Consider the following 16100-nt stretch of genomic DNA (forward strand, 5'->3'; position numbering starts at 1 on the left):
CTGTTCATGTTGCTATTTGCATTTGGTAGTATTGCCAATGACGCTATTGGTACTGACAGTGAGAATGGTATCATTGCTCAGAGCAACGGTGAAGATGGTGAAACCATCTCAACCGCTGGTGAAGACGGCGAAGATGGGAGAGACGGTGACGATGGAACCGTCGTTCAGAGCAACGGCGAGGATGGTGAGGACGCTTCGGCCATCGGCGAGGATGGTGAGGACGCTTCGGCCATCGGCGAGGATGGTGAGGACGCTTCGGCCATCGGCGAGGATGGTGAGGACGCTTCGGCCATCGGCGAGGATGGTGAGGACGCTTCGGCCATCGGCGAGGATGGTGAGGACGCTTCGGCCATCGGCGAGGATGGTGAGGATGGTGTGGATGGCGAACATAGAGAGAACGGAGAGGATGGCGAAGATGGAGAAAATGGAGAAGATGGAACCGTCATTCGGTGTAACCGGTAAAGGTGGTGAGGACGCCTCAATATTGGCGAAGATAGAACGAACATATATAGTATTACATCTGTGTTAAAATAATCACTATGTTAGTTCCACTGCCGTTACTTCAGGTATTGTTACCAATTAAAACCACGGGAACAGTCCTCCAGTGAGGGTCCCAGGATCCCAATCAGACGATATAGCGGTTTTGTCTCGCCGTTACGAGCATCATACTATCCGTATTTGCCAGCACGATTGGCACTACAGGCGCTAAGTAACTACTGTGTTTACTTCCGAATCATTTTCGGCCACCACAAGATACGTAACGCTATTGCTTCGGTTCTAAGTCGACTGCACGCTTCGCACGCCGTATGACATCTCGAGTCGCCAGTCCCGTCTCTCGAGCCACCGCCTTTGCATCGTCGTACTCCGCACTCACGTCGTAGACCTCACCATCCGCATCACTCGCGATTTTCACGGTGACTTCGTACTCCTCGCCGTCGATTGCGAGCGTTACGGTCTCAAATTCACGATTCGCGATCCACCGATGCGTAACACCGGCGTCGCGGACTCCGAGCGTCCCAGTTTCTTCGGCCAGCGCTCGAGCGACCCGCTCCCGATCCGCGGGCTTGCAGATGACCTTCACGAGGTGGCCGGGTCGGGACTTCTTCATTGTCGCAGGCAGGACCGACACGTCTCGAGCGCCCGCGTCCGTGAGGGTCTCTTGGAGTCCGCCCAGCACTTCGGGCGTCGCGTCGTCGAGGTTCGTCTCCAGCACCGCGATATCATCTTTGACGAGTTTGCTTCCGTCCTCGCCGGCCCCGACCAACACCCGAAGCACGTTCGGGTGGGGATCGAGGTCGTAGCCACCCGCGCCGTAGCCCGAGGCCTCGAGGTCGAGTGCAGGCAGCGAGTCGACGCCGTCGGCGACGTGGCCCAGAATCGCCGCGCCGGTCGGGGTGAGTAGTTCCGCGTCGACCGGCCCGCCGCGCAGCGACCAGTTAGCACCTTCGGCAATCTCGACAACCGCTGGCGTCGGCACGGGATACTCGCCGTGGCTCATCGTCACCGTCCCGCCGCCGGTCGCCAGCGGCGTGGTGATGACGCGATCGGGCTCGAGGTCGTGAAGCAGGGCCGTGGCACCGACCACGTCCGCGATCGCATCGTCGGCCCCGACCTCGTGGAAGTGAATTTCTTCGAGGGTCTCTCCGTGAACGCTCGCCTCCGCCTCGCCGAGCAACTCGAAGATCGCGAGCGCGTCGCGTTCGACTGCCGGCTCGAGGTCCATGTCGGCGACGATCTCGCGGACCTCGAGATAGCTCCGATGGGGGCCGTGGCCCTCGGCGCGAACGCCGTCGTGGGTGTGGCTGGTGTGAGTATGGTCGTCGTGAGTGTGGTCGTGTTCGGCGTCGGACTCCTCGTGCGCGTGTGAACTATCGTCGTCGCCATCCGCGTCCGTCAGGAACACGTCGACGGCCGTCGCGGCGATACCGTTCTTGTCAGCCTCGTCGATCCGATACTCGACCTCGAGAGACTCGGTCACGGGCTCGAGGGCGTCGGGGTCGCCACCGGCGCCGAGGAGCGCGGCGAGGAGCATGTCGCCGCTGGCTCCCATCCGGCCGTCGAAAGCGAGGACTCGCATACTTCCATTCTCGGAGCGGAAGACGCAAAAGCCACCTCTCCTACTCCGTACAGGCACGGTGTCGATAGGGCCAAAACCAACCGAGGCCGGTACACCTTTGTAGCGTCCCACCTTATCTGCGTGTGGTAGCCACTAGCACAGGAAATGACTCACACTAGCAAAAACCTATCCGCGCACGAATCGGAGTCATTGACACCGCTGTCCCTAAAATATGAACGAAGTTCAACTTGAGGTTGCGAAGGCGTACCCGAACGACTCGGGTCGTGGTATCGCCCGACTCGACCCGGACACGCTGTTGCATCTGAAGCTGAGTCCGGGCGACATCATCGAGATCGAGGGTGCAGATACGACTGCCGCGAAGGTCTGGCGCGCGGACCGGCAGGACTGGAACACGGATACCGTCCGTATCGACGGCTTCACCCGCCAGAACGCCGACGTCGGTATCGGCGAACGGGTGACGATCCGGAAGGCAGAAGCGACGAAAGCCGACAAGCTGGTGCTTGCACCGCCCGAAGAGGCGTCGGTCCAGTTCGGCTCCGACGCCGCCGGCATGGTGAAACGGCAGATCCTCAAACGGCCGGTCGTCGGTCGCGACATCGTCCCCGTCATGAGCTCGACGAATCATCCGTTCATGCGGTCGCCTGGCCAGGCGATCCCACTCATAGCCGTCGAGACCGAACCGGAGGGCGTTGTCCTCATCACCGAAGATACCGACGTTGAACTCCGCGAAGAGCCCATTTCGGGCTTCGAGAAGACCGGAGGCGGGATCACATACGAGGACATCGGCGGCCTGCAAAACGAGATCCAGCGGGTCCGGGAGATGGTCGAACTCCCGATGAAGCATCCCCAGATATTCAAGAAGCTCGGCATCGAGCCGCCACAGGGCGTGCTCCTACACGGCCCGCCGGGCACCGGGAAGACCTTACTCGCCAAGGCCGTCGCCAACGAGACCTCCGCCAGTTTCTTCTCTATCGCCGGGCCGGAGATCATCTCGAAGTACTACGGCGAGTCCGAACAGCAACTCAGGGAAATCTTCGAGGACGCCACCGAGGAGTCGCCGTCGATCATCTTCATCGACGAACTCGACTCCATCGCCCCGAAACGGGAAGATGTCACCGGCGAGGTCGAACGCCGGGTCGTTGCACAGCTGTTGACGATGATGGACGGCCTCGAGTCGCGAGGCCAGGTCATCGTCATCGCCGCGACCAACCGCGTCGATTCGGTCGATCCCGCGCTGCGCCGTCCGGGCCGATTCGACCGCGAGATCGAGATCGGCGTCCCCGATGAAACGGGCCGCGAGGAGATCCTGCAGATCCACACCCGCGGGATGCCGCTTTCCGACGATGTCAGCCTCGGTCACCTCGCCGACGAGACCCACGGCTTCGTCGGTGCCGACATCGAGAGCCTGACCAAGGAGGCGGCGATGAAGGCGCTCCGGCGCTACCTCCCCGAGATCGATCTCGACGAGGAGGACATCCCGCCGAGCCTGATCGACCGAATGATCGTCAAGCGAACGGACTTCCGCGGCGCGCTCAACGAGGTCGAACCGAGTGCAATGCGAGAGGTCCTCGTCGAACTCCCGAAGATCTCTTGGGACGACGTCGGCGGCCTTCAGGATGCCAAAGACCAGGTCAAGGAGTCCGTCGAGTGGCCGCTCTCGACCCCCGAACGGTTCGACCGGCTGGGCGTCGATCCGCCGGCTGGCGTCTTGCTGTACGGCCCGCCGGGCACCGGGAAGACGCTGATGGCGAAAGCCGTTGCCAACGAGACCAACGCGAACTTCATCTCGGTGCGCGGCCCACAGCTCCTCTCGAAGTGGGTCGGCGAGTCGGAGAAAGCCATCCGGCAGACCTTCCGCAAGGCCCGACAGGTCTCGCCGACGGTCATCTTCTTCGACGAGCTCGACGCGCTCGCGCCGGGCCGGGGCGGTGAAACTGGTTCGAACGTCTCCGAGCGGGTCGTCAACCAGCTCTTGACCGAGCTCGACGGGTTAGAGGAGATGGGCAACGTGATGGTCATCGGCGCGACCAACCGGCCGGACATGATCGACCCCGCACTGCTGCGCTCGGGGCGGTTCGACCGGCTGGTCATGATCGGCCAGCCCGACGTCGACGGTCGGGAACGCATCCTCGAGATCCACACCGAGGACACGCCACTGGCTGCGGACGTCACGCTTCGCGAGATCGCCGAGATCACCGACGGCTACGTCGGCAGCGACCTCGAGTCGATCGCTCGCGAGGCGGCCATCGAGGCACTGCGCGAGGACGAGGAGGCCGATATCGTCGAGATGCGTCACTTCCGACAGGCTATGGAGAACGTCCGGCCGACGATCACCGACGATATCCTCGACTACTACGAACAGGTCGAAGAGGAGTTCCAGGGCGGCACGAGCGGCCCCGATCCGACGGGTCGTCGCGGCAGCCGCATCGGCTTCCAGTAGTCACGGTCATCGCCTTCGGACTCGAGTCCGAACCCGATCGCAGTCGTATTTCGTGTTTCGTGTTTTCGTCGAGATCGAGTGTCTCGAGCGCTGGGAGTGAGTCGAGAAGTGAGGCGATAACGGAGGACCGCTCGGGCATCGACATCCGGGTGGAAAGTCGTCCGAACAACTCTCGAGTGACCGTCTCGGTATGAATTGCTACCTGATTTCTTCCCGCAGTCTGAGAGAGGTCACTCCGTTCTCCCGCTGTCGCTCGCGTTCGGGCTATCGCCCCCGTGTGGTGTATCACGGGATCGAATCCGTGCGGCGTGGACCGTCTCGGTCGCATCGTCGATCACGACGACTTCGCCGGGTGCGTCCGGCAACCGTTCCGCGTCGGACAGTGAGCCGCTCATGTAAGTCGGCTGGGCGGCCTCGAGCGCCGTCAGATCGTCCCGGGAAGTCAGTCGATGCGAAACGAGGATGTCCGACTGGGAGATCCCGGTTTCGGGGATGGCACTGGGACGCTGTGTCGCGGCGACCAGACTGACGCCGGGCGCACGGCCGCGCGTGAGAATCGTCTCGAGGGCGGGTTCGGCGACGCCCTCGAAGAACGTGTGGGCCTCGTCGAGCAGGAGCCAGGGTAACCGGTCGATCGAGCGGCGAATCCGTGCCCGGTAGAGCCCTTCCGCGATCGCGCGACAGACGGCGTTCATCGGGGCGTCCGCGAGCCCAGAGACGTCGACGACCGTCACATCGGTGCCCGCGAGGTCGGTAGCCCTGAGTCCGTCGGCATCGAAGATGTCCCACGAATCCGCGAGGCGGAGATGGTTGCCGGCGGCGCGCGCGGCGACGCTCGAAGCCTCGGCCGACTCGATGTGGGTTCGCATTCCGTCGATCGTCGATTCCGCCTGTGCGGCCTGCCAGATCAGTCCGCCAGCGCCGCTTTCCGGCGACAGGCCGAGGAGCGCACACCACGATCTGGGATCGAGCGACGCGGGGGTAACGGTCGGGTCGTCGATCACGCGTACAGGCACCGCGTCGCCGTCGACCGTCGCTGCGAGCGTGTCGAACACGCCCATCGGGTCGACGATGACGGGTGCGACGCCGCGTGCACGCGCGAGTCCTTCCGCGACGACGCCCATCGTATAGGACTTCCCGTAGCCGCGCTTGCCGACGATCAACAGTGCATGTGGATTGTCCAGATCAAGGTGCAACGCCGCGCCGTCGCTGCCGTCGAGTGCACGATAGGAGCCGAGCGAACCGACCGGCCCGTCCTCGAGAGCGGCGTCGCGACCGAGTACAAAACTCACGAGCAGAATTCCCGCGCGTTCGTATTTGAACCCTCGATCCAACGTTTAAGGCGGAAGCCGCGGCCAAGCGGGGCATGGCTTCGAAACGGGCCGATTCGGATTCGACCGACGAGACGTACCGTTCGCGGTCGTTCGCTCGGGACGACCGTGCGATCGAGGGGTTGCCGATTCGATTGGTGATCGCACTGGTCGTCGGTGTCGCGGCGCTCGCGATCATGCTGAACATGCTCGGTGGGATCGGGGCTGTCGGCGATACGGAGGTGACCGTGAAAATCGCTGACGATGATCAGGTGATCGATTCGGATAACAACGATGCGACGGTCGACGTCTATGCGATGGACGAAAACGGGAACAACGTTACAGGCGCGACGATCGTCGCGACCGCCGATTCCGCCCAACTTGACGGTGTACTCGACAAATCGACCGACGACGACCACCACGCCGAGCTGGAGTTCGACGGCGATCAGAGCCTTCGAGCGGATCAGGATATGGGTGCGATCCAACTCGAAGTGATTCCGCCCTCGGACAGCAACTACATCGACGAACAACCGAACCCGAGCATTCGGGTCGTCTCCCGCTGAGATGGTGAGTTCATCCCTGTCCGATACGAATACGCTCGGTCACACTGCACAGGATCGCCATCGCACACGCGTCTCGAACAGCTATGCTAGAAACGACGACTGAACTCATCATCGGCATCGCGTTCGGGCTGGTACTCGGAATCGGACCTGCGGTCGCGGTCGGTCTCCTCGGTGCCGTAGGAGACTACCGCGGCTCGACGCTCCCGCGGTCAGCGAGTATCGCGGCCGCGCTCCCGCTTGCCGCTCTCAACGCTGCCGCTGTGGGGATGCTCGATCTCGGGTCTCTTCGAATGCAGGCACCGCGCCTCGCGATCGGATCGGTCGTGGTCGTTCTCCTGGCGCTGTATGCGACCAGTCAGGGCAAACGCGTCGCATCGGAGCTCCCACTTGGGGCCACACGGCCGGTCGTGCGAAAGTGTGCACTCTCCGGCGACGCCATCGACTCGGTCGACGCGATGGGACAGGTAACGATCCACGTAACGGGCCGAATTCGCGACATCGACGGCTATCCGTCACCCTCGCCCGATCTTCGGGAAGTTCTCGAGGTAGATTCGTGGCAACTCCCCGCAGACCTTCCGCTCGTGGCGCTCGAGACTCGGCTCGCGGCTCGGCTCCGGACCGAGTACGATCTGGCTGCAGTCTCGGTATCGATTGATCGGCGCGGCCGGGCGACGATCGCCGCCGCGCCGTCGTCCGGCGGCAACTCGACGGCGGTTCCGGACGGCTGGCGCGCCGTCTCGGTTGCCGCCCTCTTGCCAACGGGAGTGGCACCAGGTGACGAAATTGAGGTTCACGCCTGCAATGAGGCAGTACAGGGCACGATTCTGAGCATCGGTCGAAACGACTCGGGGAGCACGAACAGCCGAACTGGATCTGACCTGGCAACCGAACACGGTTGCCGTTCCGAGACCGATACCGGGCAGCCGGCCGAGACTGGCGGTCGGACGGGGGTCGGATCGCCGATCGTACTCCAGCGACCGGACCCCGAGGCGGACGGTGGTAATGCCCGGGTCACTGTCGCCGTGCCCGCCGGTCGCGCCGGCGCGTTACTGACTGCCGATCGGTGTCGTATCATCGTTCCCGCCAGCACGCCAGACGCCGATCGCGAGGCGCTTTCCAGACTCGAGCAAGCCGACTACTCGGTTCGTCACGCGAGGGTCGGCGAGATCGGGATGATCCCTGAGTCGACCGACGAAGCGAGCGATCTCCGCGCGCTCGCGGCGACTCGTCGCAGCGATACCGGCGTCGATGGGACAGCCGCGATGCGCATGAAGACGGCAGCCGAACGCGATCAATGGACCATCGATCCGGGCGAGAAAACGCTCGAAGCCGGCGACGAGGTGTTCGTCGTTGGTCCGCGTGCCGCAGTGAAACGACATCTCGACGACGATTGCGAGACAAGACCGGGTGCGACCGCGACGCCAGAACTGGAGGGTGAGTCGTGACTGGACCCATCGTTTTGCAGTCGATCGTGACCGAATGGACCGAAACGGCGCTGATCAATAGCCTCGGATTCGCGGTGCTCGCCGGCGTCGTCGCAACGGGCATCGCGTTCGGCTACCGAGGATATAGCACTCGAGGATCCCCAGTCGGGGTCGGCATATTCGCTGGGATCGCCGTTGTCGCGGGCTGGTTGAATCTGGTCGGTCTCGAGCACGCAACGAGTATCGGCGATGTGCCGCTCGTTCATCACGCGACCGCCGCGTACTTCCTCGGTGCGATCGCCGTCAGTGCGGTCGCGGCCGAGGGCGGACGCCGGATCGGCGATCAGTTTGCCCACGACGTCTTCGATATCGATCGCGTGGCGGCTACTGGCGACGTCGCATCGCTCGTCCGATCGGCACGACAACCAACGCCGATCGAGTTGCCCGACGAGATCGGCGATATCGACGGCTACCCGCCCGTCGACGCGTCGGTCAAACGCGAACTTGCCGGCCGAACGGTGTTGGTTCCACAGTATCGCAACGACTCCGCGCTACGGTCGCGGCTGTCGACCCGCCTCGAGCGGGATTACGATGTCGACCACGCTTCCATCGCGATCGACAGTGACGGGACGATCGATCGTCTCGCGGTGGGACGGCGACGCGCCGGAATCGGCGCGATGCTTCCGTCGGGAACGGCCGCCGTTGCGATCCGTGGCGATCCGTCGCCGACCGCCAGCGCCGGGGATCCGATCGAAGTCTGGACGACCGCCGGTGACTCGAGTCGACTCGTCACGACCGGGACGCTCCGGGCCACGGCGGGTAATATCGCGACGATTACCGTCAGTGCCGATACCGTCGACGAGTTCGCGTTCGATCCGGAGCCGACGTACAGACTGACGACGCGGTCGGACCCGCCAGACGATGGCTATGGCTTCATGTCCGTACTCCGTGCCGCCGACGAGACAGTCCGGTCCGTGACGGTCCGAGAGGACGGGTCTCTCGACAACGAGTTCGTTGATTGGCTCTCCGGAACCGTCCTCGTCGTGGTTCGCGACGACGAGGTGATCCCGTTTCCCGATGGAAACGAGACGCTACGGGCCGGCGACCGACTCTCCGTTCTAGGGACGCCCAGTGAACTCGATTCGCTATCGGCGAACGAGGAGAGGGCACCGCGGTAACGGTCCGCTCGGTGCATGTCGAATCGACAGCGATCGAGCGGGCATCACGTCGCGTCTGTCTCCGCTCGAGCGGCCTCGAGATGATGGCGTTCGATGCGAACCTCGGACGCTTTTTCGTTTGCCGTTTCGGGCCCGTACTCAGTGGCGACCTCGCGGATCGCTCGCATCGATGCGTTCCGGATCAGCGCCTCGAGATCGGCCCCGGTGTATCCCTCGAGTTCGGCCGCGAGTTCGGCGATGTCGATGTCGTCGCCGAGCGGTTTCCCTTGGGCGTGGACCGCGAGGATCTTCTCGCGGGCCTCCCTGTCGGGTTCGCCGACGAAGACGTGCGTATCGAGCCGACCGGGACGGAGCAGTGCAGGGTCGATGTGGTCCTTGCGGTTGGTCGCGGCCAGCACGACGAGATTCGGGTTCTCCCGCATCCCGTCGAGTTCCGTCAGAAGTTGTGAGACCACGCGTTCGGTGACCTCGTGGCCGTCGCCCCGGGCGGCTGCGATGGCATCGATCTCGTCGAAGAAGACGATCGACGGGGCCGACTGGCGCGCGCGTTCGAACACCTCCCGGATCGCCTTCTCTGATTCGCCGACGTATCGATCGACGATTTCGGGACCGTCGACGCGGACGAAGTTGACGTCCGTTTCGCCCGCCAGCGCGCGGGCGAGCAACGTCTTTCCAGTCCCCGGCGGACCGTACAGCAAGACGCCGGAGGGCGGATTGGTGTTGGTCTCCTCGAAGAGGCGGTCGTAGGTCAGCGGCCACTCGACGGACTCCCGGAGCGTCTGCTTCGCCGTCTCGAGGCCGCCGACGTCCGAGAAGTCGGTGGACGGTGACTCGGCGACGTACTCGCGCATCGCGGACGGCTCGATGGACGCGAGCGCAGCGTCGAAGTGGGTCTTTCGAACCGTCGGATTACGGTTCCAGTCCCGTCGCTCGTCAGTCTCGGTCGGCCGGTCGCGGATCGCGGCCATCGCGGCCTCGCTCGCGACGGTGTCTAGGTCCGCTCCGACGAAGCCGTGGGTCCGTCGCGCGATTGCATCAACGTCTACGTCGTCAGCGAGTGGCATTCCGCGGGTGTGGACCTCGAGGATCTCCCGGCGACCCTCCTCGTCGGGGACGCCGATCTGGATTTCGCGGTCGAAGCGACCGCCGCGACGGAGCGCGGGATCGATCGTGTCGACGCGGTTAGTCGCGCCGATAACGATCACCTCGCCGCGGGCGTCGAGGCCGTCCATCAGGGTCAGTAATTGGCCGACGATCCGGTTTTCAGCGTCTCCGTCGTCGTCGCGCGTGCCGGCGATAGAGTCGATCTCGTCGAAGAAGATGATCGTTGGCGCGTTCGCCTCGGCGGTTTCGAACACCTCGCGGAGTCGTTCCTCGCTCTCGCCTTTGTACTTCGACATGATCTCCGGCCCCGAGATCGTCTCGAAGTTGGCGTCGACCTCGTTGGCCACTGCACGGGCGATCAGCGTCTTGCCGGTCCCCGGCGGACCGTATAGCAGGACGCCTGACGGCGGTTCGACGCCGAGTCGACGGAACAGCTCCGGCTCCGATAGCGGGAGCTCGATCATCTCGCGGACGAGCTCGAGTTCCTCGTCTAACCCGCCGATGTCCTCGTAGGTGACGCCGGAGTTCGGGCTGGGTTCGTCGATATCGGCCTCGGAACCAGTGCCGGCGGTGGCTGGTGTGCCCGTGGAGTCGTTCGCTCCGCGGCCGCGGTCGGCGGCTCCGGAACTGCTCGCACTCGCGGTGCTGCCCGGTCCCACGTCGGCGTCGACGATTCGAATCGTCGTCGCATCCGTAATTCGAACGTCGCCGTCGGGATCGGTGTCGGTGACTCTGAACGGCTGCTGGTCGATGCCTTCAATCCGGACCTGTTCACCGGCACGCACCGGCCGGTTGCGGAGCTTCTCCGTCGCTTCGTTCTCGGCGGCCCGCCGCTGGCGTTCGGGCAGTGCCGGCGGCGCGATTAGCGTGACTCGGTCCGCGTCAGTGATAGTCGATTTGTCTTTCGCGCGGACGGAAACCGTATCGCCGACGTGAACTCCGGCGTTCGCACGGGTGTCCCCGTCGATCTGAATCGCGTTCTCCGGGACCGACTGGTCGGCGGGCCACATCTTGGCGACCGTCGTCTCGTCGCCCTCAATCACGACGGTGTCGCCACTCAAGATGCCGAGCTGTCTCCGTGTCGGTTCGGGAATCCGTGCGACGCCCCGGCCGGCGTCTCCTTTCTCCGCAGCGCGGACCGACAGCGTCACGCCGTCCGATTCCGACGAACTCATACCCATTCCTTTCGGATCAGTCGCCTTGAGAATTGTCCTCTCACCGGCAGTTGGAACCGTCGATGATGGGTGCCCGCTCGCGGATTATAGCGCGTTTTCGAGTACCCGATCGATCCCCCGTCGCAGCCGCTCGGATGCCGACGGTGCCGAAATGCCCAACCGGTCACCGATCTCCTCGGTCGAGGCTTCCCGTGGAACCGCGAAGTAACCCGCTTCGCGGGCTGCGATCAGTGCTTCGTACTGTTCGTCGGTGAGTCCGAACGGCGGATCGTCGGTCGACGACTCCCGCGTGAGTCGCTCGAGTTTGAACGTGGCGCCCCGTTCCGTACAAAACGCGCGATACTCCGCGAGCGCCTCCCGGTCGGGAAACCGCGCCCGCCCCCACCAACCGTCGACGGTGACGATTCCGCCCAACGGAGTGGTCCCCAGTTCGACGTACTTTCGGTAGATCGGAAGCGGTGGATCCCGCAGTTTGATGCGATACAGCGCGTCTCCCTCCCCGTCCAAATCGTCCATCGTGGTGTACGTCTCGACCGTCGGATCGTCAGCGAGCGCCTCGGAAAACCCATCGGCGGCCCCGGTGGCCCGGCAGAGAACGACCGGCCGATCGGGATCGACGACCAGAATTCGCTCGATATAGAGCGTGACGTCCGGGACGGCCATCACTGCATCCGTCAACGGTAAGTCCGGTGAGTTGAGCTGAAACTCCGCGATGAGTCCCATACGACTCTTTCATCCTGGTGCTACTTAAACACGCTAATGCATGAGATACAGGTTGATCGGACGACGGCGCATATATTCGAGTGAGTATGGCCACCGACGATCACCCTGCGATGCAACTCGATACGACGATTCGATCGCATAACTACTACCGGAACGCGGTCGAGAAACATTGGGATCCCCACGAGATAGACCTCGAGGCGGATCTCGAGGGGGTCGCAGAACTCCCCGATATGGCCTTTACGGGCCTCAAACAGTCGCTCGCGCTGTTCGGCGCGGGCGAAGAGTCAGTGACCGAGGATCTCGCGCCGCTGGCAGTCGTCCTCGAGGACATCGAGGACCAGCTGTTCATCACGACCCAGCTCTACGAAGAGTCGAAACACACCGACTTCTTCGATCGCTACTGGCGCGACGTGATCCACACTGAAGAGGAGCGACGCGGACAGGAACGCTCCTCTCCGACCGACGAGAAGTGGTTCAGCGAGCCCTATGACGAACTGTTTGAGCGCAACGAGCAGGCAATGGCACGGCTTCTCGAGGAGGACACGCCGGAAACTCGCGCGAAGGCTCACTGCCACTATCACCTGACGATCGAGGGGATTCTGGCCCAGACCGGCTACTACGGGCTCACCCTCGCGTACGGAGAGAACGAACCCGACCTACCCGATCTGCCCGGGCTGGTCGAGGGGCTCAAACTGGTTCGCAGCGACGAGGGCCGTCACGTCGGCTTCGGGATGGCGAAACTCAAGGAACTCGTCAGCGATGGCGAGATCGACCCGGACCTCCTCCGCGAGACGGTCGACGAACTGGTGCCGCTCGTCCAGGAGAGCCTGGCCGGCGACGAGGGGGCCAGTTCCGAGGCCGGTCCCGGCCCGAGCCCCTCCGATCTGGCCGACTACGCGTACACGAAACACGAACAGCGAATGCAACAGATCACTTCCGCGAGCGAGCAAATCCCGGACGTCGAAGAGCTAACCGAACTCGACGCCTGAATCGCAAGCGTTCCGCGCCGACGATCCGTTCAGGACGGCGATGGCGGCCGGAGAAACGCCTTTGTCGTTCGCGTTCCATCGTCTCCCATGGTCGTCCAGACAGAACGCGACGACACCATCTGGTATGAGTGTGAGACCTGCGGACTCCTCTTCGACGAGCAGTCCGACGCAGCGGAGCACGAAAAGCGGTGTGACGGCTCCGATCCGACCTACATCCAGTAGCGGTCACTCGAGTCGGTCGCGGTGCTCGGCCGCGAGTTCGCGCGCCCCCTCGAGCGTGTGGGTCTCCGTCCAACGGACGCGGTCGCCGTCACCGTAGGCTAATACGCTCTTGAGTTCGTCTCGGAGGACACCGTGATCGACCGCCAGCACCGTCCCCGACCCGTCGCCGAGTTCGTAAACGCCGGGCCGGTCCGGCGCGGCAGCAACCGTCTCCCGCTCGAGGTCGCGCCAGGGTTTTTGCAGCGGCATTAGTCCGCGCTCTCGACGAGTTCGTAGGCGTGTTCGCTCATCTCGTCCTCGGCGAAGACGAACACCCGCCCGTCGACGACCGAGAGATCAGCTTCGACGCGGATCGAGTATGCCTCCGTGGCAACGGTGACGCCCGGGAACAGTTCTGCTTCGTCGTCTCGGTCGAGCATTACGCGACCGACGCCGGTCGTCTCGAGGATGTCATCGTGGGTGTTCCGGTCGTTGACGTAGGTCATGACGCCCTCGACGCCATCGGGGTCGGTGACGAGGACGTGGACTTCCTTTCCTGGCGGGGTCGTCAGGGCCCCATCAACCGGTTCCGGTGGGCCGTGGTAGAACACTTCTCGGCCGTCGTGGTACTCGACGACCACGCCACCGTCGACGAAATCGACGCCGATCGTGCTCGGGGCGACGTCGTTGCGTGCACTCATTACTCCCTCGTTGGATCGGATCGGGGAAAAGCGGTGCGTTCCATGGGTCGTCCGCTCGAACCGGATTTGATATTTTCTATCCAGAGGTGTCGGAAGACATTTTCCTACTGCAGGAGATAACCTCCCTATGCCGGGCTCAGCGTTTCTTTCCGGGGATCGACTCACACTCCGTCCGCTCGAACCGGACGACCACGCCTTTCTCTCCCGACACTGGAACGATCCCACCGTCCGTCATGGAACCAACAAATACACGCCGATAACGGAGTCTGATATCGCGGACCTCCTCGCAGCCGATGACACGGTCTACTTCCTCCCCTGTCGAGACGGCGAACCGGTCGGACTGACGTGGCTGTTTCAGATCAGCGACGTCCATGGCAACGGGGAACTCGGCTACTGGATCGCCACCGACGAGACGGGACAGGGGTACGCGACCGAGGCCGCCCGACTGAGTCTCCGTCACGCATTTGACGAACGAAACCTCCGAAAAGTCACCGCCCGCGTCTTCGAGGACAACGACGCCTCGATGCGCGTCCTCGAGAAACTCGGCTTTCGCGAGGAGGGACGGCTCCGTGACCACTACTACGTCGACGGACGATCCGTAAACGCCGTTCTCTACGGGATGCTCGAGTCGGAGTTCCGAAACCGGACGGAATAGCCGGATTGCAGTCGATTGTCGCGGATGTGAGACGAGTAGTCCGACTTCTACGGATCGTCAGCCGTAGGGACTAGTCGGTGCTCTACTTGGCGACTGGTTGGGCACCAAAGCAGACCGCTACCGACCGGTCGTCGCGTAGCCACGAGACCGTCAGCCGTAAGTACGCCCTCTGAGAGTGTCCGAGTATGGATGGCCGTGCTGTCGCCCCCGCAGCCGGAACGGTACTCAACGCGCTCGCGACCGGCACCGGGTCGGCGTTCGCGATCGACCTCGAGACGACGGCGACCGTCGAGCTCACCGAGGACGGCGACGTCGTCGGTGAGGTCGCCGGCCAGCCCGAGGCCGATACGACGCTCGTCGAACGCTGTGCCACGATGACGATCAGTGAGTACGCCGAGCGGGCCGGATTGGACAAATCAACCGTCGGTGCTCGAGTCCACACCGAAAGCGAGGTGCCGATGGCCTCTGGGCTGAAGAGTTCCAGCGCCGCGGCCAACGCGACGGTGCTCGCAACGCTCGACGCGCTCGAGGTCGCCGATGCGGTCGAACGAATCGAGGCCTGCCGGCTCGGCGTCCGGGCCGCTCGCGACGCCGGTGTGACGGTGACCGGCGCGTTCGACGACGCCAGCGCGAGCATGCTCGGCGGCGTGACGGTGACCGACAACACGGCCGACGCGCTACTCGCTCGCGAGGAGGTCGACTGGGACGCGCTAGTCTACACGCCACCAGAACAGTCCTACAGCGCCGACGCGGACGTTTCGGCCTGCGAGCGCGTCGCCCCGATGGCCCGACTCGTCGAGGAACTCGCGCTTGACGGCCGCTACGGCGAGGCCATGACTGTCAACGGCTTCGCCTTCTGTGGTGCGCTCGAATTCTCGACGGGACCGATGATCGACGCCTTGCCCGATGTCACCGGCGTTTCGCTTTCGGGCACCGGCCCGAGCTACGTTGCCGTCGGGGAACGGGACACGCTCGAGGCAGTCAACGAGCGATGGGACGAGCGGGACGGAACGACACGATTACTGCAAACGCGAACGGACGGGACACAACGGATATGACTCGAGAGCCAACTGACGGAGCGACGGACGACGGAATCGACGCGGAGAATCGCACGCCCGAGGAGATGGACCTCGACGAACTGCGCGAGGAGATTCGGACGATCGACCAAGAGCTCGTCGAACTGATCGCCCAGCGGACCTACGTCGCGGACACGATCGCGGCAGTCAAAGACGAACGAGGGCTGCCAACGACCGACGAGAAACAGGAACAGCAGGTCATGGAGCGAGCGGGCAACAACGCCGAACAGTTCGACGTCGACGCGAACCTCGTCAAGGCGATCTTTCGGCTACTGATCGAACTGAACAAAGTAGAGCAGCGTGAGAGTCGGTAGGGATACGGGCGGCTGTTACAGAGCTTCTAGCTGCGTATTAGTGAGGTAGGGTCGATTCTCGACGCCACCATACGAAGTTTCAGACTTGATGAGCAGCCGGAAGATTCGACGCGAGTCTGTTGCCCACGCGGCCACGACAACCACTACAAGTACCACGCTTCGTTCAGCTG

General features: G+C 63.6%; 16 protein-coding genes. 9 read left to right on the forward strand and 7 right to left on the reverse strand.

Features of this window, described 5'->3' with window-relative positions; all coding sequences use genetic code 11:
- Positions 1 to 108: 108 nt before the first annotated feature.
- Both K6I40_RS25770 and larC read right to left on the reverse strand, forming a co-directional pair.
- The gene (locus K6I40_RS25770; RefSeq protein WP_222918255.1) at positions 109 to 390 is read right to left on the reverse strand and encodes a hypothetical protein; all 282 of its coding nucleotides are present in this window, start codon (positions 388 to 390) and stop codon (positions 109 to 111) included.
- 373 nt (positions 391 to 763) lie between these two features.
- Positions 764 to 2077 carry a nickel pincer cofactor biosynthesis protein LarC gene (larC, locus tag K6I40_RS25775; RefSeq protein ID WP_222918256.1) on the reverse strand — a complete coding sequence of 438 codons (1314 nt, stop codon included), beginning with the start codon at positions 2075 to 2077 and terminating at the stop codon, positions 764 to 766.
- A 211-nt stretch (positions 2078 to 2288) separates the two neighbouring features.
- Here larC and K6I40_RS25780 point away from each other — a divergent pair, with 211 nt between their 5' ends.
- Positions 2289 to 4517: a CDC48 family AAA ATPase gene (locus K6I40_RS25780; RefSeq protein ID WP_222918257.1), complete on the forward strand. Its 2229-nt coding sequence runs from the start codon at positions 2289 to 2291 to the stop codon at positions 4515 to 4517.
- A 230-nt stretch (positions 4518 to 4747) separates the two neighbouring features.
- Here the strand turns inward: K6I40_RS25780 and K6I40_RS25785 are convergent, their stop codons facing one another.
- On the reverse strand, positions 4748 to 5809 hold the full coding sequence (locus tag K6I40_RS25785; protein ID WP_222918258.1) for a DUF87 domain-containing protein: 1062 nt from the start codon (positions 5807 to 5809) through the stop codon (positions 4748 to 4750).
- A 74-nt stretch (positions 5810 to 5883) separates the two neighbouring features.
- On the opposite strand from K6I40_RS25785, the gene K6I40_RS25790 reads away from it, so the two are divergent.
- The 3 genes from K6I40_RS25790 to K6I40_RS25800 all read left to right on the forward strand — a co-directional run bounded on the left by K6I40_RS25790 (position 5884) and on the right by K6I40_RS25800 (position 8992).
- Positions 5884 to 6390: a hypothetical protein gene (locus tag K6I40_RS25790; protein WP_222918259.1), complete on the forward strand. Its 507-nt coding sequence runs from the start codon at positions 5884 to 5886 to the stop codon at positions 6388 to 6390.
- A gap of 83 nt (positions 6391 to 6473) precedes the next feature.
- A complete protein-coding gene (locus K6I40_RS25795; protein ID WP_222918260.1) occupies positions 6474 to 7835 on the forward strand; it encodes a hypothetical protein in 1362 nt (453 codons plus the stop codon).
- Positions 7832 to 8992 carry a TrkA C-terminal domain-containing protein gene (locus tag K6I40_RS25800; RefSeq protein WP_222918261.1) on the forward strand — a complete coding sequence of 387 codons (1161 nt, stop codon included), beginning with the start codon at positions 7832 to 7834 and terminating at the stop codon, positions 8990 to 8992. The genes K6I40_RS25795 and K6I40_RS25800 overlap by 4 nt, the downstream gene beginning before the upstream one ends.
- A 44-nt stretch (positions 8993 to 9036) precedes the next feature.
- Here the strand turns inward: K6I40_RS25800 and K6I40_RS25805 are convergent, their stop codons facing one another.
- Both K6I40_RS25805 and K6I40_RS25810 read right to left on the reverse strand, forming a co-directional pair.
- Positions 9037 to 11271 (reverse strand): AAA family ATPase, encoded by a 2235-nt coding sequence (locus K6I40_RS25805; RefSeq protein WP_222918262.1) that lies wholly within the window; start codon positions 11269 to 11271, stop codon positions 9037 to 9039.
- An 84-nt stretch (positions 11272 to 11355) separates the two neighbouring features.
- Complete coding sequence (locus tag K6I40_RS25810) at positions 11356 to 11994, reverse strand: helix-turn-helix domain-containing protein (RefSeq protein ID WP_222918263.1); 639 nt, start codon at positions 11992 to 11994, stop codon at positions 11356 to 11358.
- An 86-nt stretch (positions 11995 to 12080) separates the two neighbouring features.
- On the opposite strand from K6I40_RS25810, the gene K6I40_RS25815 reads away from it, so the two are divergent.
- Both K6I40_RS25815 and K6I40_RS28780 read left to right on the forward strand, forming a co-directional pair.
- A complete protein-coding gene (locus K6I40_RS25815) occupies positions 12081 to 12983 on the forward strand; it encodes a ribonucleotide-diphosphate reductase subunit beta (RefSeq protein ID WP_222918264.1) in 903 nt (300 codons plus the stop codon).
- 87 nt (positions 12984 to 13070) lie between these two features.
- Positions 13071 to 13205: a hypothetical protein gene (locus K6I40_RS28780; RefSeq protein WP_255681870.1), complete on the forward strand. Its 135-nt coding sequence runs from the start codon at positions 13071 to 13073 to the stop codon at positions 13203 to 13205.
- Between the two features lie 3 nt (positions 13206 to 13208).
- Here K6I40_RS28780 and K6I40_RS25820 read toward each other — a convergent pair whose 3' ends face one another.
- Positions 13209 to 13454, reverse strand: a complete 246-nt coding sequence (locus tag K6I40_RS25820; protein WP_222918265.1) for a hypothetical protein — start codon at positions 13452 to 13454, stop codon at positions 13209 to 13211.
- Entirely contained in the window at positions 13454 to 13885 is a 432-nt protein-coding gene (locus K6I40_RS25825; RefSeq protein WP_222918266.1) for a DUF5796 family protein, read from the reverse strand. Before K6I40_RS25825 ends, K6I40_RS25820 begins: the two co-directional genes overlap by 1 nt.
- 127 nt (positions 13886 to 14012) lie before the next feature.
- On the opposite strand from K6I40_RS25825, the gene K6I40_RS25830 reads away from it, so the two are divergent.
- From K6I40_RS25830 to K6I40_RS25840, 3 genes are all read left to right on the forward strand, one after another.
- Positions 14013 to 14540 (forward strand): GNAT family protein, encoded by a 528-nt coding sequence (locus tag K6I40_RS25830; protein WP_222918267.1) that lies wholly within the window; start codon positions 14013 to 14015, stop codon positions 14538 to 14540.
- A 185-nt stretch (positions 14541 to 14725) separates the two neighbouring features.
- Complete coding sequence (locus tag K6I40_RS25835; protein WP_222918268.1) at positions 14726 to 15598, forward strand: shikimate kinase; 873 nt, start codon at positions 14726 to 14728, stop codon at positions 15596 to 15598.
- A complete protein-coding gene (locus K6I40_RS25840) occupies positions 15595 to 15930 on the forward strand; it encodes a chorismate mutase (protein WP_222918269.1) in 336 nt (111 codons plus the stop codon). Before K6I40_RS25835 ends, K6I40_RS25840 begins: the two co-directional genes overlap by 4 nt.
- Positions 15931 to 16100: the final 170 nt, after the last annotated feature.

Origin of the sequence: Natrinema sp. SYSU A 869, from assembly GCF_019879105.1 — an archaeon.
Classification (GTDB): domain Archaea; phylum Halobacteriota; class Halobacteria; order Halobacteriales; family Natrialbaceae; genus Natrinema.

What these genes read in the sequence shown, in the direction of transcription:
- K6I40_RS25770 (WP_222918255.1), bottom strand. Translation starts at nt 390, where the DNA reads ATGTTCGCCATCCACACCATCCTCACCATCCTCGCCGATGGCCGAAGC.
- larC (WP_222918256.1), bottom strand. Translation starts at nt 2,077, where the DNA reads ATGCGAGTCCTCGCTTTCGACGGCCGGATGGGAGCCAGCGGCGACATG.
- K6I40_RS25780 (WP_222918257.1), top strand. Translation starts at nt 2,289, where the DNA reads ATGAACGAAGTTCAACTTGAGGTTGCGAAGGCGTACCCGAACGACTCG.
- K6I40_RS25790 (WP_222918259.1), top strand. Translation starts at nt 5,884, where the DNA reads ATGGCTTCGAAACGGGCCGATTCGGATTCGACCGACGAGACGTACCGT.
- K6I40_RS25795 (WP_222918260.1), top strand. Translation starts at nt 6,474, where the DNA reads ATGCTAGAAACGACGACTGAACTCATCATCGGCATCGCGTTCGGGCTG.
- K6I40_RS25805 (WP_222918262.1), bottom strand. Translation starts at nt 11,271, where the DNA reads ATGAGTTCGTCGGAATCGGACGGCGTGACGCTGTCGGTCCGCGCTGCG.
- K6I40_RS25810 (WP_222918263.1), bottom strand. Translation starts at nt 11,994, where the DNA reads ATGGGACTCATCGCGGAGTTTCAGCTCAACTCACCGGACTTACCGTTG.
- K6I40_RS25815 (WP_222918264.1), top strand. Translation starts at nt 12,081, where the DNA reads ATGGCCACCGACGATCACCCTGCGATGCAACTCGATACGACGATTCGA.
- K6I40_RS28780 (WP_255681870.1), top strand. Translation starts at nt 13,071, where the DNA reads ATGGTCGTCCAGACAGAACGCGACGACACCATCTGGTATGAGTGTGAG.
- K6I40_RS25820 (WP_222918265.1), bottom strand. Translation starts at nt 13,454, where the DNA reads ATGCCGCTGCAAAAACCCTGGCGCGACCTCGAGCGGGAGACGGTTGCT.
- K6I40_RS25825 (WP_222918266.1), bottom strand. Translation starts at nt 13,885, where the DNA reads ATGAGTGCACGCAACGACGTCGCCCCGAGCACGATCGGCGTCGATTTC.
- K6I40_RS25830 (WP_222918267.1), top strand. Translation starts at nt 14,013, where the DNA reads ATGCCGGGCTCAGCGTTTCTTTCCGGGGATCGACTCACACTCCGTCCG.
- K6I40_RS25835 (WP_222918268.1), top strand. Translation starts at nt 14,726, where the DNA reads ATGGATGGCCGTGCTGTCGCCCCCGCAGCCGGAACGGTACTCAACGCG.
- K6I40_RS25840 (WP_222918269.1), top strand. Translation starts at nt 15,595, where the DNA reads ATGACTCGAGAGCCAACTGACGGAGCGACGGACGACGGAATCGACGCG.